Source organism: Mesorhizobium sp. M6A.T.Cr.TU.016.01.1.1 (assembly GCF_003952585.1).
Taxonomy (GTDB): domain Bacteria; phylum Pseudomonadota; class Alphaproteobacteria; order Rhizobiales; family Rhizobiaceae; genus Mesorhizobium; species Mesorhizobium mediterraneum.
In genome coordinates, this window is sequence record NZ_CP034452.1 from 6,732,481 (window position 1) to 6,758,025 (window position 25,545).

At 63.4% G+C, this 25,545-nt stretch carries 29 protein-coding genes; 10 read left to right on the plus strand and 19 right to left on the minus strand.

Annotated features, from left to right (window positions below):
- The 3 genes from EJ075_RS32720 to EJ075_RS32730 form a co-directional block, all read right to left on the minus strand.
- Window positions 1-264, minus strand: a complete 264-nt coding sequence (locus EJ075_RS32720) for a hypothetical protein (RefSeq protein ID WP_126107149.1) — start codon at window positions 262-264, stop codon at window positions 1-3.
- 266 nt (window positions 265-530) lie between these two features.
- Window positions 531-1,346, minus strand: coding sequence for a CDP-diacylglycerol--serine O-phosphatidyltransferase (gene pssA, locus EJ075_RS32725; RefSeq protein WP_095483176.1), 816 nt, complete (start codon window positions 1,344-1,346; stop codon window positions 531-533).
- 3 nt (window positions 1,347-1,349) lie between these two features.
- Entirely contained in the window at window positions 1,350-2,048 is a 699-nt protein-coding gene (locus EJ075_RS32730; RefSeq protein ID WP_126107150.1) for a phosphatidylserine decarboxylase, read from the minus strand.
- Between the two features lie 248 nt (window positions 2,049-2,296).
- On the opposite strand from EJ075_RS32730, the gene EJ075_RS32735 reads away from it, so the two are divergent.
- Window positions 2,297-3,169, plus strand: a complete 873-nt coding sequence (locus tag EJ075_RS32735; RefSeq protein ID WP_126107151.1) for an SMP-30/gluconolactonase/LRE family protein — start codon at window positions 2,297-2,299, stop codon at window positions 3,167-3,169.
- Between the two features lie 3 nt (window positions 3,170-3,172).
- Here EJ075_RS32735 and EJ075_RS32740 read toward each other — a convergent pair whose 3' ends face one another.
- The 4 genes from EJ075_RS32740 to EJ075_RS32755 form a co-directional block, all read right to left on the minus strand.
- On the minus strand, window positions 3,173-3,520 hold the full coding sequence (locus tag EJ075_RS32740; RefSeq protein WP_126107152.1) for an antibiotic biosynthesis monooxygenase: 348 nt from the start codon (window positions 3,518-3,520) through the stop codon (window positions 3,173-3,175).
- Window positions 3,521-3,626: 106 nt separating this feature from the next.
- Window positions 3,627-5,513 (minus strand): ABC transporter ATP-binding protein/permease, encoded by a 1,887-nt coding sequence (locus EJ075_RS32745; protein ID WP_126107153.1) that lies wholly within the window; start codon window positions 5,511-5,513, stop codon window positions 3,627-3,629.
- 21 nt (window positions 5,514-5,534) lie between these two features.
- Window positions 5,535-5,861 (minus strand): metalloregulator ArsR/SmtB family transcription factor, encoded by a 327-nt coding sequence (locus EJ075_RS32750; RefSeq protein ID WP_095483171.1) that lies wholly within the window; start codon window positions 5,859-5,861, stop codon window positions 5,535-5,537.
- Between the two features lie 63 nt (window positions 5,862-5,924).
- Entirely contained in the window at window positions 5,925-7,325 is a 1,401-nt protein-coding gene (locus tag EJ075_RS32755) for a LysM peptidoglycan-binding domain-containing protein (protein WP_126107154.1), read from the minus strand.
- Between the two features lie 129 nt (window positions 7,326-7,454).
- Between EJ075_RS32755 and EJ075_RS32760 the strand changes: the two genes are divergently transcribed.
- Window positions 7,455-8,066: a TIGR00730 family Rossman fold protein gene (locus EJ075_RS32760; RefSeq protein ID WP_095483169.1), complete on the plus strand. Its 612-nt coding sequence runs from the start codon at window positions 7,455-7,457 to the stop codon at window positions 8,064-8,066.
- Window positions 8,067-8,217: 151 nt separating this feature from the next.
- Here EJ075_RS32760 and EJ075_RS32770 read toward each other — a convergent pair whose 3' ends face one another.
- Window positions 8,218-9,537, minus strand: coding sequence for a sorbosone dehydrogenase family protein (locus EJ075_RS32770; RefSeq protein WP_126107156.1), 1,320 nt, complete (start codon window positions 9,535-9,537; stop codon window positions 8,218-8,220).
- A gap of 213 nt (window positions 9,538-9,750) precedes the next feature.
- Here EJ075_RS32770 and EJ075_RS32775 point away from each other — a divergent pair, with 213 nt between their 5' ends.
- A complete protein-coding gene (locus tag EJ075_RS32775) occupies window positions 9,751-10,752 on the plus strand; it encodes a transporter (protein ID WP_095483167.1) in 1,002 nt (333 codons plus the stop codon).
- Window positions 10,753-10,761: 9 nt separating this feature from the next.
- Here the strand turns inward: EJ075_RS32775 and EJ075_RS32780 are convergent, their stop codons facing one another.
- From EJ075_RS32780 to cysS, 9 genes are all read right to left on the minus strand, one after another.
- The gene (locus tag EJ075_RS32780; protein WP_095483166.1) at window positions 10,762-11,448 is read right to left on the minus strand and encodes a glutathione S-transferase family protein; all 687 of its coding nucleotides are present in this window, start codon (window positions 11,446-11,448) and stop codon (window positions 10,762-10,764) included.
- 11 nt (window positions 11,449-11,459) lie between these two features.
- On the minus strand, window positions 11,460-12,380 hold the full coding sequence (gene rarD, locus EJ075_RS32785) for an EamA family transporter RarD (RefSeq protein ID WP_095483165.1): 921 nt from the start codon (window positions 12,378-12,380) through the stop codon (window positions 11,460-11,462).
- Window positions 12,381-12,463: 83 nt separating this feature from the next.
- Entirely contained in the window at window positions 12,464-14,080 is a 1,617-nt protein-coding gene (gene cimA / locus EJ075_RS32790) for a citramalate synthase (RefSeq protein ID WP_126107157.1), read from the minus strand.
- 211 nt (window positions 14,081-14,291) lie between these two features.
- Window positions 14,292-15,248, minus strand: a complete 957-nt coding sequence (gene pip / locus EJ075_RS32800) for a prolyl aminopeptidase (RefSeq protein ID WP_126107159.1) — start codon at window positions 15,246-15,248, stop codon at window positions 14,292-14,294.
- Complete coding sequence (locus EJ075_RS32805; RefSeq protein WP_126107160.1) at window positions 15,245-15,721, minus strand: GFA family protein; 477 nt, start codon at window positions 15,719-15,721, stop codon at window positions 15,245-15,247. Before EJ075_RS32805 ends, pip begins: the two co-directional genes overlap by 4 nt.
- Window positions 15,718-16,209 carry a GFA family protein gene (locus EJ075_RS32810; RefSeq protein WP_095483293.1) on the minus strand — a complete coding sequence of 164 codons (492 nt, stop codon included), beginning with the start codon at window positions 16,207-16,209 and terminating at the stop codon, window positions 15,718-15,720. Before EJ075_RS32810 ends, EJ075_RS32805 begins: the two co-directional genes overlap by 4 nt.
- A 6-nt stretch (window positions 16,210-16,215) precedes the next feature.
- Complete coding sequence (locus tag EJ075_RS32815) at window positions 16,216-16,602, minus strand: VOC family protein (protein ID WP_095483162.1); 387 nt, start codon at window positions 16,600-16,602, stop codon at window positions 16,216-16,218.
- The gene (locus EJ075_RS32820; protein WP_126107543.1) at window positions 16,599-17,006 is read right to left on the minus strand and encodes a DUF559 domain-containing protein; all 408 of its coding nucleotides are present in this window, start codon (window positions 17,004-17,006) and stop codon (window positions 16,599-16,601) included. The genes EJ075_RS32815 and EJ075_RS32820 overlap by 4 nt, the downstream gene beginning before the upstream one ends.
- A 179-nt stretch (window positions 17,007-17,185) precedes the next feature.
- The gene (gene cysS, locus EJ075_RS32825; RefSeq protein ID WP_126107161.1) at window positions 17,186-18,658 is read right to left on the minus strand and encodes a cysteine--tRNA ligase; all 1,473 of its coding nucleotides are present in this window, start codon (window positions 18,656-18,658) and stop codon (window positions 17,186-17,188) included.
- A 395-nt stretch (window positions 18,659-19,053) separates the two neighbouring features.
- Here cysS and EJ075_RS32830 point away from each other — a divergent pair, with 395 nt between their 5' ends.
- Complete coding sequence (locus tag EJ075_RS32830) at window positions 19,054-19,209, plus strand: hypothetical protein (protein WP_095483158.1); 156 nt, start codon at window positions 19,054-19,056, stop codon at window positions 19,207-19,209.
- Between the two features lie 64 nt (window positions 19,210-19,273).
- On the opposite strand, the gene EJ075_RS32835 is transcribed toward EJ075_RS32830, so the two are convergent.
- On the minus strand, window positions 19,274-20,035 hold the full coding sequence (locus tag EJ075_RS32835) for an SOS response-associated peptidase (protein ID WP_126107162.1): 762 nt from the start codon (window positions 20,033-20,035) through the stop codon (window positions 19,274-19,276).
- Window positions 20,036-20,158: 123 nt separating this feature from the next.
- Here EJ075_RS32835 and EJ075_RS32840 point away from each other — a divergent pair, with 123 nt between their 5' ends.
- The 4 genes from EJ075_RS32840 (at window position 20,159) to EJ075_RS32855 (ending at window position 22,565) form a co-directional block, all read left to right on the plus strand.
- Window positions 20,159-20,578 carry an NUDIX hydrolase gene (locus tag EJ075_RS32840; RefSeq protein WP_126107163.1) on the plus strand — a complete coding sequence of 140 codons (420 nt, stop codon included), beginning with the start codon at window positions 20,159-20,161 and terminating at the stop codon, window positions 20,576-20,578.
- Between the two features lie 48 nt (window positions 20,579-20,626).
- Window positions 20,627-21,004, plus strand: a complete 378-nt coding sequence (locus EJ075_RS32845; RefSeq protein ID WP_095483155.1) for a TIGR02301 family protein — start codon at window positions 20,627-20,629, stop codon at window positions 21,002-21,004.
- Window positions 21,005-21,336: 332 nt separating this feature from the next.
- Window positions 21,337-21,594, plus strand: coding sequence for a hypothetical protein (locus tag EJ075_RS32850; protein ID WP_077381793.1), 258 nt, complete (start codon window positions 21,337-21,339; stop codon window positions 21,592-21,594).
- 167 nt (window positions 21,595-21,761) lie between these two features.
- On the plus strand, window positions 21,762-22,565 hold the full coding sequence (locus tag EJ075_RS32855; protein WP_164547248.1) for a hypothetical protein: 804 nt from the start codon (window positions 21,762-21,764) through the stop codon (window positions 22,563-22,565).
- 31 nt (window positions 22,566-22,596) lie between these two features.
- On the opposite strand, the gene EJ075_RS32860 is transcribed toward EJ075_RS32855, so the two are convergent.
- Window positions 22,597-23,928, minus strand: coding sequence for a dihydroorotase (locus EJ075_RS32860; protein ID WP_095483154.1), 1,332 nt, complete (start codon window positions 23,926-23,928; stop codon window positions 22,597-22,599).
- An 82-nt stretch (window positions 23,929-24,010) separates the two neighbouring features.
- Between EJ075_RS32860 and EJ075_RS32865 the strand changes: the two genes are divergently transcribed.
- Both EJ075_RS32865 and EJ075_RS32870 read left to right on the plus strand, forming a co-directional pair.
- A complete protein-coding gene (locus EJ075_RS32865; protein WP_126107164.1) occupies window positions 24,011-24,889 on the plus strand; it encodes a folate-binding protein YgfZ in 879 nt (292 codons plus the stop codon).
- The gene (locus EJ075_RS32870) at window positions 24,889-25,521 is read left to right on the plus strand and encodes an HD family hydrolase (RefSeq protein WP_126107165.1); all 633 of its coding nucleotides are present in this window, start codon (window positions 24,889-24,891) and stop codon (window positions 25,519-25,521) included. The genes EJ075_RS32865 and EJ075_RS32870 overlap by 1 nt, the downstream gene beginning before the upstream one ends.
- The last annotated feature ends 24 nt before the right edge of the window (window positions 25,522-25,545 follow it).

The window sequence follows — 25,545 nt, forward strand, 5'->3', positions numbered from 1 at the left end:
TTAGAGGACCACAACCGACAACAGCAGGATGACGCCGACCGCCATCATCAGCAGGCCCGGCCAGTTCTGCGAAAGGCCGAGGAAGCCGAGGCCGCGCCGCCGCGGCTCAAGGGTCGGACCTGGCGTTGCGAGATTTGGCGTCGAGCGATCCGGCGCCGCGCGAACAGGCGCCGGATCACTGAGCCGCCCGCGCCCTAGGGCTGCGCCAGCCATGTACACAACGCCAGCGACAATGAGCAACGCACCGATGAGGACGACAACCATTTCTTCTCCTCGCACTTCTTCAGGTGCTGCGCCTGGCGCAGCAGCTTGAGAGGTCGACGGCAAGGCGTTTCGCGAGGTCGCGCACCTCGCCCGCTGAGACAGAACGGTCAAGATGCCGGCAGGTTCCCGCTAGAGCGGGATGCGTTCAAATTGAACTGGGCATCCCGCTCCATCTATTTGTTTAGCCGCATTTCTGCGACGCCAAGTGATCCGCTTGGCTGCAAAATGCTCCAGATAACCTTCGGAGCGAATTGGCGATACGTCTGTCAGCCGATGTCTGAAGGCGGCACCTTCTCGCCTTCGCGCTTGGCGCGCCTCGAATAGGCGCGGATGCTGAACGGCAGAAAGATCAGATAGCCGGCGACCGACGCCGTCAGCGTGTACCAGGGGTAGGTCATCAACAGCAGTATATAGAGGACGACGCCGAGGATGATCGGCAGCACCCTGTCGCCCGGGACTTTCAGGCTCTTGCCGGAATACACCGGCAGCCGGCTGACCAACAGGAAGGCAACCAGAATGGTGAAACCGGTGGCAATGAAGGCGGCAGTGCGGGATGGCTCCAGGCCTAGCCGCAGGAAGGACAGATAGAGCGGCAGCATCACCAGCACGGCGCCCGCCGGCGCCGGCACGCCGACGAAATATTCGGTCTGCCAGACCGGCCGGTCCGTGTCCTCGTCAAGCACATTGAAGCGGGCAAGCCGGAGTCCGCAGGCGATGGCGAACAGGAGCGCGGCGATCCAGCCCGGCGAGCCGGCTTGGTCGAGCAGGAAGGCATAGAGCACCAGCGCGGGTGCAACGCCGAAATTGACGATATCGGCTAGCGAATCCATCTGCGCGCCGAATTTGGACGTCGCCTTCAGCATCCGAGCCAGGCGGCCATCGATGCCGTCGAGGAAGGCGGCGAGCAGCACCATCACCACTGCCGGCTCGAAACGGCCTTCGAAGCCGAAGCGGATGCCGGACAGGCCGGCGCAGATGGCGAGCACGGTGACAAGGTTGGGCAGCACCATGCGCATCGGGATTTCATGGATGCGCGGACCGCCGCTGCCATGTGCCTCGAACTTCTTGAACGGCGCGCCCACGGCTCAGGACACCCGCACGAGCGGCGTTGCGGCAATGCCGCCGAATTCGGCCAGTATGGTTTCACCGCCAACCGCGGTCTGGCCGACGGCGACACGCGGCGTCGCGGTCGACGGCAGGAACACGTCGACCCGCGAGCCGAAGCGGATCAGCCCGAAGCGCTCGCCGATGCCGATCGTGCCGCCGGTCTCGGCCCAGCAGACGATGCGCCGCGCCACCAGGCCGGCGATCTGCACCGCGGCCACCGTGCCGTTGGGGCTATCTATGACCAGCCCGTTGCGCTCGTTGTCGGCACTCGCCTTGTCGAGCGCGGCGTTGAGGAATTGGCCCGGCCGATGCTCGATCCTTGTGATGCGGCCGCGCACAGGGGCGCGGTTCACATGGCAGGAGAAAACATCCATGAACACCGAGATACGGGTCATTTCACCACCGCCGAGGCCAAGTTCGCGCGGCGGCACGGCCGGGCCGACCGCAGTGATGATGCCGTCGGCCGGGCTCACCACCAGCCGGTCGTCGACAGGCGTGACACGCTCGGGATCGCGGAAGAAATAGACGCACCATGCGGTCAGCATGAGGCAGACCCAGAACAGGATCGAAGAGAAATAGCCGAGGAAAAGCGTCACCGCGGCGAACGCCGCGATGAACGGATAGCCTTCGCGATGGATCGGAACGAACGTTTTCTTGATCGTGTCGACGAGGTCCATGGGTTGGAAACAGCCCTAGTTTCAGGTCCGGCCTCAATAGCGGAAAGCCCCCGTGGCCGCAACGCGGCAATGAGGGCTGGCCGGCTTGGCTGGGTCCCGTCAGCGTTTGTCGATCGCAGGCGTTGGAGGGACCCAATGAGCCAGTCCGAAAAAACCGTGACTGTTGTCGGGGCAACCCGGCCTCACTCGTCCTTGGAGATACGGTGCCTTTATCGAAGCGGCCGCCGAACGACAGCTGGAGCTAACGAATGCCATCACAGAAATCAGCAGCCAAACAGGCGCACATCGTCATGAACGGCCTGGCCTTCGGCGAGTCGCCGCGCTGGCATGACGGCCGCCTGTGGTTTTGCAATTGGGGAACCGGAGAAATCATCGCCGTCGATGCCGACGGCAGCAGCGAGATCATGCTCACCGTGCCTGCCACCCTGCCCTATTCGATCGACTGGCTGCCGGACGGGCGCCTGCTCGTCGTCTGCGGGCGTGAAGGGCTGGTGCTGCGGCAAGAAGCAGACGGGAGGCTGGTCACGCACGCCGATCTGCGACACCTCTCAGAGAACCCTTGGAACGAGATCGTCGTCGACGGGCGAGGCAACATCTACGTCAATGGTGGCGGGCCGGCGCCGGCTCCCGGCCAGCATTTCGGCCCCGGCACTGTCGTGCTGATTGCGCCGGACGGGTCGGTGCGGCAGGTGGCGGACAAGATCGCCTTCGCCAATGGCATGGCGGTGACGCCTGACAACAAGACGTTGATCGTCGCCGAATCCCACGCCAACAGGCTGACCGCCTTCGACATCGCCGCCGATGGCAGCCTTGCCAACCGGCGGCGATGGGTCGACCTCGGCAACGGCTTTCCCGACGGCATCTGCCTCGATGCCGAGGGCGCCATCTGGTATGCCGACGTGCCCAACCGGCACTGCGTGCGCGTGAGAGAAGGCGGCGCAATGCTCGAGAGCGTCGACGCCGATCGCGGCTGCTTTGCCTGCATGCTCGGCGGCGCTGAAGGCAAGACGCTGTTCATCGTCGCCGCCGAATGGCGCGGCTTCGAATACATGATCAGCGATGCCCGCACCGGCCAATTGCTCAGCATCGAGGCTCCGGCACCGGGTGCCGGCTGGCCGTAGAGCCTACACGCCAGGAATCCGATGATAGTTGGCGATGTCGGCCCTGACGCCGAGCCGGGCTATCGTCTCCTGCGGGTTGAAGGCAATGTGCTCATGCGCGGCCTTGACGATCGGCACCACATTGTCGATGGCTGCCTGGCTTTCCCATTCGACAATGGTCACGAGGTTGAACTCCCCCGGCCCGGAGAATTGCTCGAGCAAGAAATCCTGAACGAAGCCTTTTTGCTGGCGCAACAATTCGTGCGTCATCCTGACCTTGGCGATGATTTCTTCGCGGGCTTCGCTAGGGACGACGAACTTGTCGACCCTGAACACGCTACCACTGCCATGTTGTTGATTTAGCTGTTCCATTTCCGCTCTCCGACCGCAAACAGGCGCACCGTGCCCCTCCGATCGGCGGTCTACGATCTCAACTTAGGTTGAGGTCAAGCGGAAAATTCAACTCATTCTCGACACCTCAATTCACCTCCGAGGGGCGGCGGCGGACGACGACGCCGAACTCATCGCTTTCGCGCGCTATGCGCAGCCGCTCCTCGGCCTCGGTCGCTTCGCGCTGGCGGTCCCACATCGACGCGTACAGACCGGCCTTGCGCATCAAGGCGGCATGCGTGCCGCGCTCAGCGATCTGGCCGTCCTGCAGCACGATGATCTCGTCGGCCGAAATCACCGTCGATAGCCGATGGGCGATGACGATGGTGGTGCGGCCTTGGCTGACGAGATCGAGCGCTGCCTGTATCTCCTGTTCGGTATGGCTGTCGAGCGCCGAGGTCGCTTCGTCGAGCATCAGGATCGGCGGCGCCTTCAGGATGGTGCGGGCAATCGCCACACGCTGCTTCTCGCCGCCGGACAGTTTCAGCCCACGCTCGCCGACCATCGAACGGTAGCCGTCGGGCAGCCGCTCGATGAACGGCCCGATCTGAGCGAGTTCAGCCGCCTTGCGGACGTCCTCTTCGCTGGCATCGACGCGACCGTAGCGGATGTTGTAGGCGATGGTGTCGTTGAACAGCACGGTGTCCTGCGGCACCATGCCGATCGCCGCGCGCAGGCTCTCCTGCGTCACATCGCGAGTGTCCTGGCCGTCGATCAGTATCTTGCCGCCCTGGATGTCGTAGAAGCGGAACAGGAGCCGCGAAATGGTCGATTTGCCGGCGCCCGACGGCCCGACAATGGCAACCGTTTTTCCTGCGGGCACCTCGAAGCTGATACCTTTCAGGATTTTACGGTTGGGATCGTAGGAAAAGTGCACGTCGCGGAACTCGACCTTGCCGGCGCCGACGGCCAGCGGCTTGGCACCCGGTCTGTCGACGATCTCCTGCGGCACATCGAGCAGATCGAACATCTGCTCGATGTCGGTCAGCCCCTGGCGGATTTCGCGATAGATGAAGCCGATGAAATTGAGCGGCACCGAAAGCTGCACCAGCATGGCGTTGATGAAGACGAAGTCGCCAACCGTCTGCGTGCCGGCCTGCACCTCCAGCGCCGAAAGGCACATCACGACGACCGTGCCGAGACCGAAGATGACGCCCTGGCCGAAGTTCAGCCAGCCGAGCGAGGTCCAGATCCTGGTGGCTGATATCTCGTAGCGCGCCATCGACCGGTCGAAGCGCTCGGCCTCCATGCTCTCGTTGTTGAAATATTTGACCGTCTCGAAATTGAGCAGCGAGTCGATCGCCTTGGTGCTGGCGTCGGTGTCGCTGTCGTTCATGTCGCGGCGAATGACGATGCGCCAATCGCTCGCCCTGATGGTGAACCAGATGTAGAGCCAGACCGTCACCGCCACCACAGCCACGTATTTCCAGCCATAGGTGACGGCGAAGATGCCGGCTGTCAGCGCGAATTCGAGAATGGTCGGCAAGGTGTTGAGCACGGTGAAGCGGACGATCGTCTCGATGCCCTTGGTGCCACGCTCGATGATGCGCGACAGGCCGCCGGTGCGCCGCTCGAGATGGAAGCGCAGCGACAGTTGATGCATATGGATGAAGGTGCGGAAGGCGAGTTGGCGCACCGCATATTGTCCGACTCGGGCAAACAGCGCGTCGCGCAATTGGTTGAAACCGAGCTGCACCAGCCGCACGACATTATAGGCGACGACCAGCATGACCGGCGCCAGCAGGAAGGTCGGCAATGGCGGCACCGACTTGGCGTCGCCGGCCAGCGCATCAGTGGCCCATTTGAAGAAATAGGGACCGGCAACCAGTGTCAGCTTAGCGACGACCAGAAGCACTGTCGCCCATGCCACCCGCGCCCTAAGGTCGGCACGGTCGGCCGGCCACATGTAGGGCCACAGATTGCGCAATGTCCTGAAGGTCGAGCCGGAATCGGCGGAGACGGTTTTTTCGGCCATTTCTATGCCTTTTCGTATTTCTTAGCGACCAGAGCAGCAGGAATTGACGAGCGCGGCCAGCGATGCAGAAACATCAGCTAGCGCATCGCCGTCGACCTGATAGCGCGAGCGTTGCCGGTCCGGTTCGTAGCGGACGAGCCCAGCGTCGACCAATATCTTCAAGTGCTGGGAGACAGTGGACTGTGCCAGGTCGAGATGGTCGACGACCTCCCGGCAGCAGCAGGAGCGGCTGGCCGAAAGATGTCTAAGGATCTCGATCCGCGCCGGGTGCGAAAGCGCGGCGAGCTTCGCGGCCACGGCGCGACTATCGGCGACGCCGCAGGTCTTCTCGATCAGGGGAGTATTCACCGTCTATCGGCGATAGGCGATGAACGAACTTTCCGCAAGAGGTCGGAAAGAAGAAAAGGTTTTCTAATCGGCCTTTTTCGGGGCCGTCGTCATCTGGTCGCCCATTGCCTTGAAGTCGGCGGCCTCGCCTTCCTTCGACGTTTCCGGGACCTTGAAGACCTGCCCCGGCCAGATGCGGTCGGGATTCCTGATCTGATCCTGATTGGCGAGGTAGATGGTCGAGTAGCGAACACCTTGGCCGTAGACCCGCCGCGAAATCCGCCACAGCGTATCGTGGCGGCGGATGATGACGGCGCTGTCGGCGTGTTCGAGTTTCGGCGCCGCGGTCTCGGGCACTTCAGCCGGGGGCGTCGCAGCCGCTGCATCGGCCGGAGCCTCGGCAGCAGGAGCCGCAGGCGTCGTCGCGTCAGCGGCCGCAGGCGGCGTGGCGGGGTCGGTTGCAGGCGCGGCCGGCTTCGCAACGGCGGCGACCGACTCGCCCGGCTCGCGCTCGAACGGCACGGCGGCACGGGCCACCACCTTGATCCCATCGGCATCGAGCGCGTCGACACGGATGGTGTAGGTGCCGACCGGAATGTTGCGCGTCGCCTCGACCAGGAAATGGCCGTCGGGTGATGTCTTCGCGTCGCCGAGCAAGATATCGTTGGCATAGGCGCGTACCTTGCGGCCGGGATCGGCGAGTCCGGCGACGAAGATCTTGCTGCCGTCGATCTCGATCGCTTCGACGACGATCTTGGGCCCTGCGGCTGGCGTTGCGGGTGCGACCGGCACTTCCGGAGCGGCGGGGGCGGCATCGACAGTGGCCGGTGCGGCTGGGGCCGGTGCCGCGGCAGCGGGGTCCTCGGCAGCCGGAGCGGCCGCCTTGTCGCCGGCAGGCGATTCAGGCTTCTTCTCGGGTGCAGGAACGGTGAGCAATTCGGAGGGCTTGCCGGGTTCTTCGATCATCGCCAGCACCTGGCCAGCAGGACTCTGGGGGATCGAGACGACGGCTGTCTGCACAGAGGGGGTCACGACATTGCCGGTCATTGACCGCAGCGCGATCGTGTAATCGCCGGGTTTCAGCGGATCGTCGAGAACGATGGCGAAAGCGCCATCGGCGCCGGCGACGGTCGAGCCGAGAACCGTCGAACCGTTGAGGATCTCGACCTTGGCGTTGGGTGCGGCATTGCCGGCGACGACGATAGAGCCTTTGATTTCAACCCGAACGATATCGAAGGTCGGCGCGATCGCATCGGCCGTGGCCGGCGCTGCCGGTGCCATCGCATCTGTGGCCGGCGCGGGCGGAGGCGGCCCATCGGTCCCTGGCTCGGCCGGCTTCTGGACCGGCGGCGTCAGCGATACCACTTCCGCCGGTGGCGTGCGATTGAGATACGGATCGAGCGCGCCCGACACATAGGCGGTTCCCGCCGCGGCGACGGAGCCGCCGGCGGCGAACAAAAACGCCTTCAATGGATTAATTGCCATATTTCCCTGCCCTTAGCCACCTAATGCCGGTCTAGCCTGTTTTGCCCATACCGACAAGAAAAACGGGCAGACAAGAAAAAGCCCGCCCCGGGCTTGACCACGAATAAAGACCCAATCACCAATCATCTCATGAACACGATTCGATCCGTCTGCGTCTATTGCGGCTCATCGCCGGGCCGCGATCAGACCTATGCCAAGGCCGGGCACCTGCTCGGGCGCTCGATTGCCAAGTCCGGCCTGCGTCTGATCTATGGCGGCGGCACCAGGGGCATCATGGGAGCCGTTGCCGAAGGCGCATTGCGAGCCGGCGGCAAGGTGACGGGCATCATTCCGCGCTTCCTGATCAACAGGGAGGCCACCGAAACCGCGCTTGACCGGCTCGACGAGCTCGTGATCACCGATAATATGCACGAGCGCAAACACGCCATGTTCGAGAAATCCGACGCCTTTGTGGCGCTGCCGGGCGGCATCGGCACGGTCGAGGAAATTATCGAGATCATGACCTGGGCGCAGCTCGGCCATCATCGCAAGCCGATCGTCTTCGGCAATGTTGGGGGATTCTGGGACCCGATGCTGGCGCTGCTCGACCATATGATGGCCGAAGGCTTCATCCACACCGCGCAGCGGGTCAAGCCGCTGGTGGTTGACGACCCCGAAGCAATCGTCGCCGCCATCATGGTCGCTGGATCGTCGGTCGATGCGCCGACCGAGGGTGTGCAGTCGGTAATCGACAAGCTTTAGGGGAGTAAGGCAGTAAGGGAGTAGGGCAGTATGTAGTGCATGCCGCGCTCATGAGGCGCTGCCCTACTGCCCTACTGCCCTACTGCCCTACTGCCCTACTGCCCTACTGCCCTACTGCCCTACTGTCCTACTGTCCTACTGTCCTACTGCCCTACTGCCCTACCCGCCAGATGACATTGCCGACATCGTCGGCGACGAGCAGTGCGCCGGTCTGATCAATAGCAACGCCGACCGGACGGCCCATCGCCTTGCCATCATGCCCAATGAAGCCAGTGAGCACATCCTTCGGGGGACCGCTCGGTTTACCACCGCGGAACGGCACGAAGATCACCTTGTAGCCGCTGTGCACGCTTCTGTTCCACGAGCCGTGCTGGCCGACGAAGGCGCCGTTGCCGTAGGCCGGACCGAGCGACGCGCCTTTGGAAAAAGTCAGTCCCAGCGAGGCGGTATGCGAACCCAGGGCATAGTCGGGCTTGACCGCCCTCGCCACGAGATCGGGGCGCTGCGGCTTGACGCGTTCGTCGACGTTCTGTCCGTAGTAGCTGTAAGGCCAGCCGTAGAACGCGCCGTCACGAACCGAGGTCATGTAATCCGGCACGAGATCGTCGCCGATCTCGTCACGCTCGTTCACGGCGACCCAAAGCTCGCCAGTTTCAGGATTCCAGGAGAGCCCGTTCGGGTTGCGCAGGCCCGAGGCGAAGACCCGGGTGCGGCGGGTGGACAAATCCACTTCAAGGACGGCGGCGCGGTTCTTCTCCGCGGCCATGCCGTTTTCTCCAACGTTACTGTTGGACCCGACGGTGGCATAGAGCTTGCGTCCATCCGGACTTGCGATCACGTCCTTGGTCCAATGATGGTTGAGGTCTCCGGCCGGCAAGTCGATGATCTTTTCCGGCGGCGTGGTGACTCGGGTCTGGCCATTGAAGTAGGGGAAAGCGACGAGCGCATCGGTATTCGCGATGTAGAGCTTGCCTTTGGACAGCGTCATACCGAAGGGTGAATTGAGGCCTTCCGCGAACGTCCTGCGCACATCCGCAACGCCGTCGCCATTGGTGTCGCGCAGGAGGGTGATGCGGTTGGCGCTTTTGGTCGCGGCGCCGGCCCGCTTCATAGCCAGATCCATGAAGACCTTTCTAAGGCTGAAGCCTTCGTCATGCTTGGCAGGGGCGTTGGTTTCGGCAACCAGCACGTCGCCGTTCGGAAGCACATGCAGCCAGCGCGGATGGTCAAGGCCGGTGGCGAAGGCGCTCACCGTCAGCCCCTTCGCCGGGGTCGGCATACCATCCTCCTGCCAGCCTTTCGCCTCGGCGATGTTGACGGTCGGGATCAGCGTCGGTCTTGGCTTCGGTAAAGTGGGGTTGGGGCCATAGCCGGTTACTGCCCCCGTTTTCTGCACTGGAAAGCCGGCGCAGCTCGCCATCACGGCTCCCAATACCGCTATGACTACGCTTCGTAGGAAGCCGGCATGCATCGGACGTCCTCCGCATGGATTTGCGTCGTGCTCTTTGTGTAAACGCCAGTCAACGGCGTATTATTCCAAATTGCCTCCAAACAGCGGCGTTCGTAGGCGCGCCTCGGATGACGGTCAAAGTGCCAAGAAACCGTCACACGAAACCGGGAGCACCCGTGCTAGGAATCACCGGCCGCTGCCGCGCGGCGTTTTCAAAAAGCTGGCCAAGCGACCATGAACATCGCCCTCAACCCGGAAGGCACCGACCTGTCGCCGTACCTGCCCGACGAGCATGGGCTGTTCTTCATCTATCGCTTCACCGCCGAAGGCGTGCGAACCAAAGACCCGGCCGCCGCACACTGGACATGGCGCAGCTATCAGCTTTCCGACATGCGCGCCCGCCACGAGATCGCCGCCGAGCCGGCTTTGCCGCCGCCGGTGCGCGATGCCTTCCTGTCGGCCGGCCATGGCTGCCATATCGACCTTGAGGGCGACTGGCTCTACGGCGATCTGCCGGACCTGCGCCACGACTATTCAGCCGAGGCACGTGGGCTCGGCCATTTCCGCTTCGCTTTCAACGACACGATGCTGATCGGCGGCCGCAAGCAGCCGCTCCGGTCGGTCGACAATGTCCGCAAGGCGATTGACAACGGCTCGCGCAAGTTCCGCTCTCCTGCCGAACTCATCGAGGCTGTCATGGGCCAGTCGCTCGACGGCATGGCGACGGAGCTCGGTAGCCTTGGCGATGCGCTCGACGGCATCGAGGACCGCATCGTCTGCGATGCATGGCACAGTGAGCGGCAGGCTCTGGTCGATGCACGCCGGCAATTGGTGGTGATCCACCGGCAGATGGCGGCGCTGACCAGCCTGTTCCGTCATCTCGACCATTCGCATCGCAACGATTTGCCCGACACAATCAACGACATGGCGGCGCGGCTTTCGCACCGCGCCCACACATTGCATCATGACGGCGAGCAATTGCAGGCCCGCGCCCGGCTCTTGCAGGACGAGCTGATGGCCAAGCTGACGACGCAGTCGAACCAGTTGCTCTACATGCTGTCGGTGATGACGGCGGTGCTGTTGCCGATGACAATCATCTCAAGCCTGTTCGGCATGAATGTCGGCGGCCTGCCGCTGGTCGACACGCCGATGGGTTTTTGGGTGGTGTCGGCGATATCGCTGGCAGTCGCGGCGGTCGTCTACCTGTTCGTCAGGCGGCTGGGGCGCGGGATGTAGCGGCAACCGTTACAAGGTTGCGCGAAAGTCCTCGATGACAGTGCCGGCGGCGCGCACCTCCGCTTCGTGGTTCGGCTCGCGCCACGTCTCGGCAAGGGCTGCCGCGTACCATTCGCGCATCGCCGGTTGAGCAAGCAATCGCGCCGGATAGGCGGCAGCTGCGCCCTCGAAAGACAGTCCGTAGGACTGAACCCTAAACGCCACCGGGGCAAAGAAGGCGTCAACGGCGGTGAAGCGATCGCCAGCCAGGAACGGTCCGCCGAAGCGGCGCAGCCCTTCGTCCCAGAGATCGCCGAGACGGAAGAGGTCGTGCTTCAGCTCATCGGAGATCGGCACCGGCGCGATGCGGACACCGCAGTTCATCGGACAGGAGCCGCGCAAGGCGGTGAAGCTCGAATGCATTTCGGCCGCAGCCGACCGCGCCCAGGCTCGCGCCTTCGCGTCGGCAGGCCAGACGCCGGCGTGGCGCTCGGCCAGATATTCGGCGATGGCGAGCGAATCCCAAACCGCCCAGCCGTCGTCGATCAGGCAAGGTACGCGGCCGCTGGGCGAGAACGGCCGGTAGAGGCTCCAGCTCGATCCGGTCGGAAACGGTGTCAGCCGCTCCTCGAAGGAGACGTCCAATGTCCGCATCAGCACCCAGGGACGCAGCGACCACGAGGAATAATTCTTGTTTGCTATGTGCAGCAAGTACATCGAAAATCCCCCTAACGCACTGCCGGCCGGATCTCGCGACCGCGGAACATCGACCAGGAATAGATCGCCAGCGCCGTCCAGATCAGGCCGAAGGCGATGGCCTGGGTGCTGCCGAAGGGTTCGCCGAAAATCAGCACGGCGATCAGGAACACAATGGTCGGCGCGATATACTGCATGATGCCGATGGTGGAGAGACGCAGCAGCTTGGCCCCGAAGGCAAACAGCAGCAACGGTATGGCGGTGACCGGGCCGCAGCCGATCAGCAGCGCCGTATCGTCCAGGGAACTGGAGACGAAATGGTCCTGCCCGGTGACGATGAGGAAGATGATGTAGCTGAGCGCCGGCACCGACAGCAACAGCACTTCGAGCAGAAAGCCCTGGCTCGGACCGATTGGCAGCGTCTTGCGGAAGAAGGCATAGGCGGCAAAGGAAAACGCCAGCACCAGTGATACCCAGGGTAGCTTGCCGGCGTCGATCGTCAGCACTGCGACCGCGATCGCCGCCAGCACCACCGCCGCGATTTGCAGCCGATCAAGCCGTTCGCCGAGCAGCAGCGCACCGACGACGACGCTGACAAGCGGGTTGATGTAGTAGCCTAGCGCGGTCTCGATGGTGCGGTCGACCGCGATCGCCCAGACGTAGATACCCCAGTTGACTGAAATCAACGCGGCCGTCAGCGCCGCCATCGAAATGATGCGCGGCGAACGGATTGCGGCCTTGAAGTCCGCCGTGCGGCCGGCCCAGATCAAAACGGCCGCAGCGATCGGCACAGACCAGACGATGCGGTGCGCGATGACTTCGGCCAGCGGTAGATGCGCGACCGCCTTCATGTAGAAAGGCAGCAACCCCCACAGGAGATAGGCGCCCAGCGCCAGCAGAAAGCCACGCCGGGCCTTTGAGTCTGCTTCGAGCTGAATTGCTTGCGTGGCCATGGCCCAACGCTATGCGCCAGCCGCCGTGCCAAGACCATCGCAAAGTTCTGATGGATCAATGGACTTTCGCTGATGGTTCAATCTTACTCCGCCGCGACCAGCCCGGCCATCTCGCGGTTCTTCATCAGCTTGTAGACGATCGAATCCATCAGCGCCTGGAACGAGGCGTCGATAATGTTTTCTGAGACGCCGACCGTCCACCAGCGGGCGCCGGTGCCGTCATGCGATTCAACCAGCACGCGGGTGATCGCCTCGGTGCCGCCATTGAGGATACGCACCTTGAAGTCCGCAAGCTCGAGGTCGGCGATCTCGTCCTGGAATTTTCCGAGATCCTTGCGCAGCGCGATATCGAGCGCGTTGACCGGGCCGTGCCCTTCCGCCACCGACATTTTTTCCTCGCCGTCGACCATCACCTTGACGATCGCCTCGGAGACCGTCTTCAGCTGGCCGTTGGCGTCGAACCGGCGCTCGACCATGCAGCGGAACGAGGTGACGCTGAAGAATTCCGGCAGGCCGTGCAGCATCTTGCGCGCCAGAAGCTCGAAGCTGGCATCGGCGCCTTCATAGGCATAGCCCTCGGCCTCACGCTCCTTGACCACTGATATCAGCGCATCGAGCCGGTGGTCGTCCCGGGGCATGTCGATGCCGCGCCGCTTCAGCTCGGCGAGGAAATTGGCCCTGCCGCCCTGGTCCGAGACCATGACGCGGCGGCGGTTGCCGACCGCTTCCGGAGGCACATGCTCGTAGGTGGCCGGCTCCTTGGCCAGCGCCGAGGCATGGATGCCGGCCTTGGTGGCGAAGGCGGAAGCGCCGACATAGGGCGCCTGCGCTTCCGGCGCACGGTTCAGCAATTCGTCAAAGGCGCGGGATAGGCGCGATATCCCAGCCAATGCTTCGGCCGAAATGCCTGTCTCGAAGCGGCTGGAAAAGGCTGGCTTCAGCGCCAGGGTCGGCACAATCGAGATCAGATTGGCGTTGCCGCAGCGCTCGCCGATGCCGTTCAGCGTGCCCTGGATCTGGCGCACGCCGGCCTCGACGGCAGCCAGCGAATTCGCCACCGCCTGGCCAGTGTCGTCATGGGCATGGATGCCGAGATGGTCTCCGGGAATGCCTGAGGCGATGACCTCCTCGACGATGGCGCGCACTTCCGAGGGCTGCGTGCCGCCGTTGGTGTCACACAGCACCACCCAGCGCGCGCCGGCGTCGTAAGCGGTCCTGGCGCAGGCCAGCGCATAATCGGGATTGGCCTTGAAGCCGTCGAAGAAATGCTCGCAGTCGACCAGCGCTTCCTTCCCGGCAGCAACCGCCGCCTCGACCGAGGCCTTGATCGCCTCGAGGTTTTCTTCGTTGGTGCACCCCAGCGCGACGCGGACATGGTAGTCCCAGCTCTTGGCGACAAAGCAGATGGCGTCCGATTTCGACTGAACCAGTGCGGCAAGCCCGGGATCGTTCGAAGCCGACACCCCTGCCCGCTTGGTCATGCCGAAGGCGACGAATTTGGCGCTAGTCGTGCGGTGCTCGGCAAAGAAGGCGGTGTCGGTCGGGTTGGCGCCAGGATAGCCGCCCTCGACATAGTCGATGCCGAACTCGTCGAGCAGCTTGGCGATGGCGATCTTGTCCTCGACGGAAAAGTCGATGCCGGGCGTCTGCTGGCCGTCGCGCAGAGTGGTGTCGAAGAGATAGAGGCGTTGTTTTTTCATGGCAATAGCCCGAAAGGCCGCGATCCGTCGCGCCCCCCTCTGTCCTGCCGGACATCTCCCCCACGGGTGGGGAGATTGGCTGTCCCGTCTGCTTTCGCAAACCTTCGAGGTTGCAGGACAAGCGGCAAGGCCGAAGCTGCCGATCTCCCCCCAAGTGGGGGAGATGCCCGGCAGGGCAGAGGGGGGCGCCGTAGAGCACGAATAGCCATCATCATTTCCCCGCAAACCGGTCCGTCGCCCGGATCAGCCGGTCGAGGATGCCCGGCTCCGAATATGCATGGCCGGCGCCCTCGATCAGGTGGAAATCCGCCTTCGGCCACGCCTTGTGCAGCGCCCACGCATAGCGCGCCGGGCACGGCATGTCATAGCGGCCGTGGATGATGGTGCCGGGGATGTCCTTCAGCTTGAACGCATCGCGCAGCAGCTGCCCTTCCTCCAGCCAGCCGGCATTGACGAAATAGTGGTTCTCGATGCGGGCAAAGGCGACTGCGTAGTCGTCTTCGCCAAACGGGGCGCTGGTTTCAGGCTCGGGCAATAGCGTGATCGTCTCGCCTTCCCACAGGCTCCAGGCGCGGGCCGCCTCGACCTGTGCCTTGCGGTCGCTGCCGACCAGCCGCTTGCGATAGGCGGCCATCATGTCGCCGCGCTCGGCCTCGGGGATCGGCGCCAGGAAGCGTTCCCATTTGTCGGGGAACATTTCCGAGACGCCGAACTGGTAATACCATTCGAGCTCCGCGCGCGTCAGCGTGTAAATGCCGCGCACGACCAATTCGCTGACCCGCTCGGGATGTGTCTCGGCATAGGCCAGCGCCAGCGTCGAGCCCCACGAGCCACCGAACACCAGCCATTTGTCGAAGCCGCACATGTCGCGCAGGCGCTCGATGTCGGCGACCAGATGCCAGGTGGTGTTGGCCTCGAGCGAGGCGTTCGGCGTCGATTTTCCGCAGCCGCGCTGGTCGAACAGGATGACGTCGTAAAGCTTAGGATCGAACAGCCGCCGATGCTTCGGCGAAATGGTGCCGCCCGGTCCGCCGTGCAGGAACACAGCCGGCTTGGCGCCCCTAGTGCCGGAACGCTCCCAATAGACCTGATGGCCGTCGCCCACATCGAGCATGCCGGACTCGAAGGCCTCGATCTCGGGATAGAGGTTGCGGAGTTCACTGCTCATAATTTCAGGCCCTGCTGCGGCCAGTTGGCCGTCTCGTGATCCGGATGCTGGAAGGAGATGATCGATTCCTGCCGGGTGTAGTAGTCAGGATCCTCGTGGACTGGCGCGTCGAAGATCTTCTCCACCCAGGGCAGCCGCGCGGCGTAATTGACCTGGATCTGCGGTGCGAGGTCGGAACGGTCGTCGAAAGCGCCGATAGCGATCTCGAGCCCGCCGGGCTGCCTGTAGGTCAGCGGCGTGCCGCATCGGGCGCAGAAGCCGCGATCGATGTTGACAGACGACTGGAAATAACTCGGCTCCTCACGGACCCATTCGACGCCGTCCTTCGGCACCGTCACCAGCGCGCCGAAGAAGGAACCGAACTGTTTCTGGCACATGCGGCAATGGCAGATGGACGGGCGCCCGAGTGCCCCACGGATACGGAAACGGACGGCGCCGCACTGGCAGCCGCCGGTTCGAACGGTTTCGGTCATGATCTTTCCTCCGGCGGCCATTGTTCGGTGTCGTGGTCGGGATGCTGGTAAGAGACGAGATCGGCAAGATAGGAGGCCGACGAGACGTCGGCCATCGTGTCCTCGCCGGGCAATTCGTGGATGTGATCCACATAGGGGAGTTTTGCTTCGATGCCCCATTGGATGGTCGGCGCGATCTCCTCCGGGTCGTCGAAGGCGGCGATGGCGAGCGCGATGCCGTCGGGCGCCTCGAAGGTCAGCGGCGTGCCGCAATCGGCACAAAAACCGCGCAATGCGGCATTGGACGAGCGGAAGCGTTTGGGCTCACCGCGCGTCCAGTCGAGTTTTGCGTCACGCACGGACACCAGCGGCAGGTAGAAATTGCCGCTCGCCTTCTGGCACATGCGGCAATGGCACACGGAGGCGTCACCCAGAGCGCCTTCGATACGGAAGCGCACGGCGCCGCACTGGCAACCGCCTGTGTAGACCGGTCTGTTGTCGAGGCTCATCATCGATCACTCCGGAACATGGCAGACGGCTTCGACATTGTTGCCGTCGGGATCGAAGACAAAGGCGCCATAATAGTTCGCATGATAGTGCGGACGCAGGCCCGGCGCGCCGTTGTCCTTGCCGCCGGCGGCGATGGCGGCTGAGTGGAAGGCATCGACCTCGGCGCGGCTGCGCGCGGTGAAAGCGACGTGCTGGCGGTCCTTCGGCTTGTCCTTGCCGGCATGCAGCCAGAACACCGGCCGGTCGCGGCCATAGCCCCCGACCTTGGCGCCGCCGGTATATTCCTGCGGCACCATGTAGAGGAGTGACGCACCGAGCGGCGCCATCGCCTTGTCGTAAAAGGCCTTGGAGGTGTCAAAATCGGAAACGGTGATGCCGAGATGATCGATCATGGAACTGCCTCCCTCCTATGTTCGTCGGCCGGCATTTCGGCACGGGCCAGACCGGCCTCGATCACGATGTGCTGGCAGACATTGTCGATATCGCGGATGACGTCGTCGTTCCAGAAGCGCAGGATGATCCAGCCCAGCGCCTCAAGCTTAGCTGTTCTCGCAGCGTCGGATGCTGAAGCTTCGGCCCGAGCGTGCTGAGAGCCGTCGAGTTCGACGATCAACTTTTTGGTGGGGCAGGCGAAATCGACGATGTAGCCGGCGATAGGCATCTGGCGCCTGAAGGCTAGTCCCATCAGCCTGTGCGCTCTAATCTCATTCCAAAGCTTCAGCTCGGCGTCGGTCATAGCCCTGCGCATCTTGCGCGCATTGCTGCGGTTGTTGGCGGGTACCGGGAAATGCGTCATCGCAGTGCGCCCCCCCTCTGGCCTGCCGGCCATCTCCCCCTCAAGCGGGGAGATCGGCGGCTTCGCCGACAGCGCCCAATCATCAACGTAGGCGATTGGCGAAAGCCGAAGTGACGTCCAATCTCCCCCCTTGAGGGGGAGATGGCCGGCAGGCCAGAGGGGGGCGCTTGGCACCATCCTCATCGCTTGACCTCCCACGTCGTTACGCGTTCGCCGGTGACTGGATCCTTGCCGTCCTTCAACTGAACACCCTGCGCCAGCAAGTCGTCGCGGATGCGATCGGCCTCCGCCCAGTTCTTGGCGGCGATCAGTTCCAGGCGCTTGGCGATCGCCCTGGCGATCTCGCCTTCATCGACCTTGGCCGGCGCGACGTCGAAGCCGAGGAACGACAGCGCCGCCTTCAGCGAAGCGGCAGCATCGTTGCCCGCTGCGCCAGCGTTGCCGCCGGCAGCAGCATTGAATTCCACAGCCTCGCCGGCCAACTGCGTCAGCACCTGGAGCGCAGAATAGGTTGCTAGATCGTCCGACAGGGCTTCCACCACGTCCACCGGCAATTGCTTTGCCGCTGCCGGCGCAAGGTCCGCTGCCCGCTTCCATTTGCGCAGCGTGTTTTCCGCCTCCTCCAGCTTGCGCACGGAAAAGTCGATCGGCTCGCGATAATGCGTCATCAGCATCGCCAGCCGCAGCACCTCGCCCGGCCATTTGCGGCCACCAAAGGTCTCTGTCTCCAGCAACTCGTTGATCGAGTGGAAGTTGCCCAGGCTCTTGGACATCTTCTGCCCTTCGACCTGCAGGAAGCCGTTGTGCATCCACACCTTGGCCATCGTTTCGGTGCCGTGGGCGCAGCGCGACTGGGCGATCTCGTTCTCGTGGTGCGGGAAGATCAGGTCGAGCCCGCCGCCATGGATGTCGAAGACCTCGCCGAGATAGGCGGCCGACATCGCCGAGCACTCGATGTGCCAGCCCGGCCGGCCCCTGCCCCACGGGCTGTCCCAGCCCGGTTCTTCCGGCGAGGACAGCTTCCACAGCACGAAATCGCCAGGGTTCTTCTTGTGCGCATCGACGGCGACGCGGGCGCCGGCCTGCTGCTCGTCGAGATTGCGCTTCGACAATTGGCCATAGTCCGGCATCGAGGCCGTATCGAACAGAACTTCGCCTGCCGCAACATAGGCATGGCCGCGTTCGATCAAGCGTTGAATCAAGGAGATCATGTCGGCCTTGCCGTCGGCGCGCGGCTCGACGAATTCGGTGGCGCGCGGCTCGACTGTCGGCTCCAGGCAGCCGAGCGTCGCCACATCTTTGTGGAACTGGTCGGCGGTCTTTTCGGTGACCCGACGGATCGCCTCGTTCAGCGACAGTTTTCCCGAGGCAATCTCGCCGCCGAAATCACGCAAGGCGCGGGCGTTGATCTTGTCGTCGACATCCGTGATGTTGCGCACATAGGTGACATGCGCTTGCCCGTAGAGATGGCGCAGCAGGCGGAACAGCACGTCGAACACGATCACTGGCCGCGCATTGCCGATATGGGCAAAATCGTAGACCGTCGGGCCGCAGACATACATGCGCACATTGCGCGGATCGATCGGGAAGAAATCCTCCTTGGTCCGCGTCAGCGTGTTGTAGAGGCGCAGGCCCTTCGATGCGTCAGACATTCCGTGCCTTCCGGTCCGATATTCTTGTTCGAGCTGGAGTCTTCCTTGCGCCGAGACGCAAATCAGGCGCCAGCCTGCTGGCCGGGGCGTTTGTCCACTCTAGAAGGAAGATAGGCGAAAACGTCCGGACCAGCGCGAGGCTAGCCAATAATGCAAATGCCACAAATGGCGAAAGACGTTCTCATGAGCGGCTTTATCGCCTCAGCCAGTGTTGCCGTCAAGTCGCAACTTTCGGCAAAAGAGTCGTTGATTCACAGGTTATGACGCAGTGAAACATTTTATTAAACATGTCGGCACAGTCATGAAACATTCGCCGGCTAGATCACCAGATGTCACGATTTGGTCGGATTCGACCAGCAAACGCGGACACGAAGACGTTACCAGGGAAGAGAAAAATGCCCCGAACCAAGCAGGACTCCAGCAGCGCCAAGCAACCGGCGCTCGCCAACCAATACCGGGCGATCGGCCCGGCCGCGATCGTCGCCGCCCTTCTCCATACCGCGAAGAAGAAAAAGCCGGCGCAGAAGATCACATCGCCGCGCGCTGCCTGATGTGACGTCAGCCGACGCCATGCGCCGGCAATGAGGGTGCCGAAAGGTGCCAGGAAAATAGCAGCTAGAACAAAGTCATCTGCCCGTTGTCCGCGCCGGGCTTCTGGCGCCTGGCCTTCTCGGGCTCCGGTCCCACGACGCCCCTTTCCTGAATCTCCGGTCCGGTGTTGGCGACCTTGTTGACCAGGTCGGAAACCGGGACAACCTCGAAGAAATCGAGCTGTGCCGGTCTGAGCAGGTCGGCCACATCGCGCGGCTCCAGCGTGCGGCAATCCAGCCAGCGGGCGAAATCCTGCGGATTTATCACCACCGGCATCCGGTCGTGTATATGGGCGATGTCGGCATTGGCGTTGACGGTCAGGATGGCGCCGGTGTCCATTTCCGAGCCGCCCGGCTCGGCATAGGTCTCGATCAGCCCGGCGAAGGCGACAAGCCCGCCATGCTTCGGCCGTACCCAATAGGGCTGCCCCCTCTTGCCGCCTGATTGACGCCATTCGTAGAAACCGGAGGCCGGGACCAAAGCGCGGCGATGGCGCATAGCGGTGCGAAACGAGGCCTTTTCCGTTGCTCCCTCCGAGCGGGCGTTGAACAGCAGCGGAAACTCACGCGTGTCCTTCACCCAGGCCGGGATCAGTCCCCAGCGCACCAGCATCGGCTGCCGGTCGGGCAAATTCGAGCCTGGCGCCTTCGGCAAACCGGCGATCGCCACCAGCACCGGCTGCGTCGGCGCGATGTTGTAGCGGGCCGGAAAATCCTCCAGCTCCGCCAGACCGAGAAAAGCGGCGGTCTGGTCCGGCGTGGCGGTCAAGGCAAAGCGTCCGCACATAAGCTAAAACCCGTTGAGTTGGTCGGATGTGAAGGTGACAATGGAACCGGCGTTGCGCAACCGCTAATGCTTCTTCTCGCCGACCGGTCCACAACGGACACAGCAAATGACGATCGGATATCCATGGACGAGGTTCGTAAAATACTCCCGGCTGTATCGGTCGCCATCGTCCGCGGCGACACCGTGCTGCTGGTCAAGCGGGCGCGGCAGCCTTCGCAAGGATTTTACGCGTTTCCAGGCGGCAAGGTCGAGGCCGGCGAAACGCTGGAGGAAGCCGCGCACCGCGAATTGCTGGAAGAAACCGGATTGCAGGCGCACAACTACCGCCTCCTTCGGGAAATCCACATCGATGGCAATAGCGACGGGCACCCGGTCGACTATCTACTGACGGTGTTCGGCGCCACCTATGCCGGCGGCGAGCCCGTGGCCAGCGACGACGCCGAGACCGCCGCCTTCTATACGCTCAGCGAAATGACGGCGCTGCCGCTTGCCGCTTCGGTGTTTGCCGTTGCCGACGGATTGCTCAGGAACGAAGGGGCATAGCCTCGAAAATCGCCTTGCAGGCGACAGTATGTTTCGCCACAAGGACTTATGATCCGCGCCTCGTTTTTCCTTGCAGCTTGCCTCGCCGCCAGCACGGCGATCGGGCCGCAGCCGGCTCTGGCCGCCGAGTCGCCGTTCGAGCCGGGGCTGATGCGGCTGGCGGAGGTTTTGGGGTCGCTGCATTTTCTGCGTAATCTATGCGGCGAGAAGGGCGACCAGTGGCGGGTCGAGATGGAGAAGCTGATTGCTTCGGAAAACCCGGACCCAGAGCGGCGCGCCCGCTTCATCGCCAGCTTCAACCGCGGCTACCGCTCGTTCGGCAGCACCTACACGCAGTGCACCGCCTCGGCGACCGAAGCCATCAGCCGCTACATGAAGGAAGGCGAGACGCTGTCGCGCGACATCGCCTCGCGCTACGGCAACTGACCTTGACACCTGCCTGCTTGTGTCCGGCCTGCTTGTGTCCGGTGGCATCTTAGTGCAATCCTTGTGTTGCACTTCTGCAACGGTATTAACGAAACGTTACCGCGCGGATGTGGAATTAACTCAAACTGAAGGTTTTCGTCCCGCTCGCCGGCCTAATCGGCTAAGTTTTGAATCGGATCGAGCGCAGGTTTACAAAACGCGACGAGACTTGTCGGAAGCGACCCTAGAAATGTCGTATTTACAAGTACTTACTTAACCTGCGTGTAAAAAAGGACAGCCCAAGCCTGATCCGCATCTGTCGGATCGCCGCTTGAAAAGGGGTGGACATCGCAATGGAACATGGCGTCAACGACATCGACGCGCTGGTCAGGGAAGAAAAGCGCCTGACCGCAGTGGAAAGCCACAGCGAGGCCTGGGCGGAAGGGCTTTCGGCCGGAATCGAGCCGGAAATCATCGCCGAGGCGGCCCTCGAAACCGCCTTCGGCGAAATGCTGCGCGCCAATGGCGAGACCTCAGCCCTTGCCCTGCTCGACCGCATGCGAGAAAAGGTGATAGCCGGGGCCTTCGAACCAGGACGGCTGCGGCACTGAACCGGCATCAGGCTCTTTGACGAGGACGTGCCGCTTGGGCATCATTGCCCCGGGGCACCTGTAAGGGCCGGGGCACCTGTAAGGGGCCTGGGCACCTGTAAGGGCCTGTGGCACCTGTAAGGGCCTGGGGCTCCTCTAAGGGCCCGGGAATCATGGAGAGGCAGGCGGTGAATTTTTCGATGTCAGGCCAGCCGCGTGGCTTGGCCCTCAGCATCCGGCTCGCTGCTTTTTGCGCCGCGGCTCCGCTCACGCTTTGCCTCGCAAGCAGCCCCGCCTATACGCTGAGTGAAATCAAGCGCGAGGACCTTCCTTCGCCGGTCGCGCCGCCCGCCGATGACGACATATCGCCGCCCGGAACGACGGTGCCGATGCCCGACCCGCTCGGCACGCCGCCGCCCGCGGCCAGCCAGCCGACGCAGCCCGACGAGCCGGAACAGGTCGAACCAGAGGGACCAACGAACGATGGTGGCATGGCCAATCCGCATGCCGATCCGGATGAACCCTTGCCCGAGGTCGTCTATGATCTCGGCAAGCTGCCGGAGCCGGTCAGGCGCATGCACGATCTGATCGTCGAGGCCTGCAAGAGCGGCGACATCGAAAGGCTCCGGCCACTGATCGGCAAGGGCGACACGATGACTCAATTGTCGCTGAGCGAGATCGAAGGCGACCCGATCACCTTCCTGAAAGGTCTTTCGGGCGACGCGGAAGGCCAAGAGATCCTCGCCATCCTGGAAGAGGTGCTCAATGCCGGCTATGTCCATGTCGATGCCGGCACGCCGCAGGAGCTCTATGTCTGGCCATATTTCTTCGCGCTGCCGCTGGACAAGCTCGACGCCAGGCAGCGGGTCGAGCTTTTCAAGATCGTCACCGCTGGCGACTATGACAGCATGAAGCAGTTCGGCGCCTACATCTTCTACCGCGTCGGCATCACGCCCGCCGGACAGTGGACGTTCTTCGTCGCAGGGGATTGAGCGGCATCACCCTCCCTGCCCACAAGCCCGCCTAGACCGCCAGCGCCTCCGAAAACTCCACCGCTCTGCCCTGGCTGGGGGTGACGATCTCGCCTTCCCACATCACGCGCCGGCCGCGCACGACTGTGCCGACCGGCCAGCCAGTCACTTTCCTTCCGTCATAAGGCGTCCAGCCGGCCTTGGAGCCGGCCTGGGCATTGGTGATGGTTTCGCGGCGCTTCAGATCGACAATCGTGAAATCGGCGTCATAGCCGGCGGCGATGCGGCCTTTCCTGGCCATGCCGAAGATGCGCTGCGGACCGTGGCTGGAGAGGTCGACGAAACGTTGCAACGTCAGCCGGCCGGCATTGACGTGATCCAGCATGATCGGCACTAGTGTCTGCACGCCAGTCATGCCCGACGGCGAGGCCGGATAGGGTTTTGCCTTCTCGGCCAGCGTGTGCGGGGCGTGGTCGGAACCCAGCACATCGACGATACCTTGCGCAACGCCGTGCCAGATGCCGTCGCGGTGGCGCACTGCCCGTACCGGTGGGTTCATCTGGATCAGCGTGCCAAGCCGAGCGTAATCATCCGCGCTCAGCGTCAGATGATGCGGCGTCGCCTCGCAGGTCGCGACATCCTTATGCTGTTCGAGGAAGGCAATCTCCTCCGTGGTCGAGATATGCAGCACATGGATGCGGGCGCGGGCCTGTCGCGCGATGCGCACCAGGCGCTCGGTGCAGCGCAGAGCCGCGATCTCGTCGCGCCACACCGGATGCGAGGACGGATCGCCCTCGATGCGCTCGCCAAGCCGCTCGCGCAGCCGGAATTCGTCCTCGGAATGGAAAGCGGCGCGACGGCGCGTGTTCCTCAGGATCGAGGCGACGCCCTCATCGTCCTCGACCAAGAGGTCGCCCGTGGACGAGCCCATGAAAACTTTTATCCCGGCCGCGCCCGGCAGCCGCTCGAGCTCGCCGGCATCCCTCGCATTCTCGCGGGTGCCGCCGACCCAGAAGGCAAAGTCGCAATGCATGCGGCCGGTGGCGCGCCGCACCTTGTCGGCAAGGGCTGCCTCGCTGGTGGTCAGCGGGTTGGTGTTGGGCATCTCGAACACAGCAGTGACGCCGCCGAGCACCGCCGCGCGCGAGCCGCTCTCCAGGTCCTCCTTGTGCTCCAGCCCCGGTTCGCGAAAATGTACCTGGCTGTCGATGACGCCCGGCAGGACGTGCAGGCCGCGGCAGTCGATGGTCTCGCCTGCCGACGCCTGGCCGAGATTGCCCATTGCCGCGATGCGCCCGCCGTTGATGCCGATGTCGCGCCGACCCTCGCCATCGTGGTTGACCACGATACCGCCTGTCAGGATGAGGTCGTAGGTCGTGGCCATGCCGATCCGGTCTCTTGCGGGGGGAGTGTCGCCGGCTTACGTAAAGGCCGACCGTTTTGCAAGATCAGGTTTTTTCCAGCCCATGCCCTTTTCCCTGCTTAGAGACCGTGCGCTCATTTCGGTGTCAGGCCCGGATGCCGAGCATTTTTTGCAGAACATCCTCACCACCGATCTCGATACGCTTGCTTCCGGCCAGGCAAAGCCAGGCGCGCTTTTGACGCCGCAAGGTAAGATCCTGTTCGATTTCCTGATCTCACGCGCCGGCGACAATGCCTTCCACCTCGAATGTCGCGCCGATGTCGCCGACGATTTTGTGCGCCGGCTGATGCTCTACAAATTGCGCGCCAAGGTCGAAATTGCCAAGGCCGACCAAGGGCTTGTCGCTGTTGCCTGGGGCATTGATTCAACCGCTTTACAATTTGATTCAACCAGGGTTGCCGATGCGCGCTTCAGCGATGTGGCCGTCAGCCGCTTCTATGGGAGCGGTGCAGACGACGGCGACCTCGCCGCATGGCAGGGCTTGCGTATTACCCATGGCATCGCCGAGAGCGGCAGCGACTACCAGCTCGGCGATGCCTTCCCGCACGATGTGCTGCTCGACGAGACCGGCGGCGTCGGCTTCAGGAAGGGCTGCTATGTCGGCCAGGAGGTGGTCTCGCGCATGCAGCATCGCGGCACTGCCAGACGGCGGGTGCTGATCGCCAGGGCAGAACGGCCCCTGCCCGCTCCTGGCACCGAACTGACCGTTGCCGGGCGACCGGTCGGCACGCTTGGCACCACCGCCGGCAAGACAGGCCTCGCCGTAGCCCGTATCGACCGCGTCAAGGCAGCGCTCGACGCCGGCCAGCCGATCATGGCGGATGATGTCCCTGTGTCGCTCACCATCCCCGCCTGGGCGAAGTTCACTTTTCCGCCGGAAACTGCTGGCCCGCAGGAACCCGTCGGCACGGAGGGGGCCTGATGGCGGCCGAGCGTCCCGGCGCGCCGCCGCGCGCCTGGCAGCGCATGCTGTCGGGCCGGCGGCTCGATCTGCTCGACCCCTCGCCGCTCGACATCGAGATTTCGGACATCGCCCATGGGCTTGCGCGCGTCGCCCGCTGGAACGGCCAGACCAGCGGCGACCACGCCTTTTCCGTCGCCCAGCATTCGCTGCTGGTCGAGGCGCTTTTCAGCGAGCTGGTGCCGGACGCTCCGCCCGATGCGCGGCTGGCGGCTTTGCTGCACGACGCGCCGGAATATGTCATCGGCGACATGATCTCACCGTTCAAATCGGTGATGGGCGGCAGCTACAAGGAGTGCGAACTGAGGCTGCAGCGCGCCATCCACCTGCGCTTTTCGCTGCCGGTCGAACCAGATGCAGAGCTGCGCAAGGAGATCAAGCGCGCCGACCAGATCGCCGCCTATTTCGAGGCGACAATGCTTGCCGGCTTTTCGACCGCCGAGGCGACCGAATTCTTCGGCCGGCCGCGCGGGTTCAATGCCGACCGCTTCGATTTCACCCCGCGTTCGGTGACCTGGGCGCAAGACGCGTTCCTCAAACGGTATGCGACCATCGAGAAATCACGGCGCCAAACGGTGCAGCCCGCCGACTGAAAAACGGTAAATTAACCGGAAGGG

Excerpts from the sequence above, each read along its gene's own strand:
- EJ075_RS32720 (WP_126107149.1), bottom strand. The coding sequence starts at position 264 with ATGGTTGTCGTCCTCATCGGTGCGTTGCTCATTGTCGCTGGCGTTGTG.
- EJ075_RS32730 (WP_126107150.1), bottom strand. The coding sequence starts at position 2,048 with ATGGACCTCGTCGACACGATCAAGAAAACGTTCGTTCCGATCCATCGC.
- EJ075_RS32735 (WP_126107151.1), top strand. The coding sequence starts at position 2,297 with ATGCCATCACAGAAATCAGCAGCCAAACAGGCGCACATCGTCATGAAC.
- EJ075_RS32740 (WP_126107152.1), bottom strand. The coding sequence starts at position 3,520 with ATGGAACAGCTAAATCAACAACATGGCAGTGGTAGCGTGTTCAGGGTC.
- EJ075_RS32745 (WP_126107153.1), bottom strand. The coding sequence starts at position 5,513 with ATGGCCGAAAAAACCGTCTCCGCCGATTCCGGCTCGACCTTCAGGACA.
- EJ075_RS32755 (WP_126107154.1), bottom strand. The coding sequence starts at position 7,325 with ATGGCAATTAATCCATTGAAGGCGTTTTTGTTCGCCGCCGGCGGCTCC.
- EJ075_RS32760 (WP_095483169.1), top strand. The coding sequence starts at position 7,455 with ATGAACACGATTCGATCCGTCTGCGTCTATTGCGGCTCATCGCCGGGC.
- EJ075_RS32770 (WP_126107156.1), bottom strand. The coding sequence starts at position 9,537 with ATGCATGCCGGCTTCCTACGAAGCGTAGTCATAGCGGTATTGGGAGCC.
- EJ075_RS32775 (WP_095483167.1), top strand. The coding sequence starts at position 9,751 with ATGAACATCGCCCTCAACCCGGAAGGCACCGACCTGTCGCCGTACCTG.
- EJ075_RS32780 (WP_095483166.1), bottom strand. The coding sequence starts at position 11,448 with ATGTACTTGCTGCACATAGCAAACAAGAATTATTCCTCGTGGTCGCTG.
- rarD (WP_095483165.1), bottom strand. The coding sequence starts at position 12,380 with ATGGCCACGCAAGCAATTCAGCTCGAAGCAGACTCAAAGGCCCGGCGT.
- cimA (WP_126107157.1), bottom strand. The coding sequence starts at position 14,080 with ATGAAAAAACAACGCCTCTATCTCTTCGACACCACTCTGCGCGACGGC.
- pip (WP_126107159.1), bottom strand. The coding sequence starts at position 15,248 with ATGAGCAGTGAACTCCGCAACCTCTATCCCGAGATCGAGGCCTTCGAG.
- EJ075_RS32805 (WP_126107160.1), bottom strand. The coding sequence starts at position 15,721 with ATGACCGAAACCGTTCGAACCGGCGGCTGCCAGTGCGGCGCCGTCCGT.
- EJ075_RS32810 (WP_095483293.1), bottom strand. The coding sequence starts at position 16,209 with ATGAGCCTCGACAACAGACCGGTCTACACAGGCGGTTGCCAGTGCGGC.
- EJ075_RS32815 (WP_095483162.1), bottom strand. The coding sequence starts at position 16,602 with ATGATCGATCATCTCGGCATCACCGTTTCCGATTTTGACACCTCCAAG.
- EJ075_RS32820 (WP_126107543.1), bottom strand. The coding sequence starts at position 17,006 with ATGACGCATTTCCCGGTACCCGCCAACAACCGCAGCAATGCGCGCAAG.
- cysS (WP_126107161.1), bottom strand. The coding sequence starts at position 18,658 with ATGTCTGACGCATCGAAGGGCCTGCGCCTCTACAACACGCTGACGCGG.
- EJ075_RS32830 (WP_095483158.1), top strand. The coding sequence starts at position 19,054 with ATGCCCCGAACCAAGCAGGACTCCAGCAGCGCCAAGCAACCGGCGCTC.
- EJ075_RS32835 (WP_126107162.1), bottom strand. The coding sequence starts at position 20,035 with ATGTGCGGACGCTTTGCCTTGACCGCCACGCCGGACCAGACCGCCGCT.
- EJ075_RS32840 (WP_126107163.1), top strand. The coding sequence starts at position 20,159 with ATGGACGAGGTTCGTAAAATACTCCCGGCTGTATCGGTCGCCATCGTC.
- EJ075_RS32845 (WP_095483155.1), top strand. The coding sequence starts at position 20,627 with ATGATCCGCGCCTCGTTTTTCCTTGCAGCTTGCCTCGCCGCCAGCACG.
- EJ075_RS32850 (WP_077381793.1), top strand. The coding sequence starts at position 21,337 with ATGGAACATGGCGTCAACGACATCGACGCGCTGGTCAGGGAAGAAAAG.
- EJ075_RS32860 (WP_095483154.1), bottom strand. The coding sequence starts at position 23,928 with ATGGCCACGACCTACGACCTCATCCTGACAGGCGGTATCGTGGTCAAC.
- EJ075_RS32865 (WP_126107164.1), top strand. The coding sequence starts at position 24,011 with ATGCCCTTTTCCCTGCTTAGAGACCGTGCGCTCATTTCGGTGTCAGGC.
- EJ075_RS32870 (WP_126107165.1), top strand. The coding sequence starts at position 24,889 with ATGGCGGCCGAGCGTCCCGGCGCGCCGCCGCGCGCCTGGCAGCGCATG.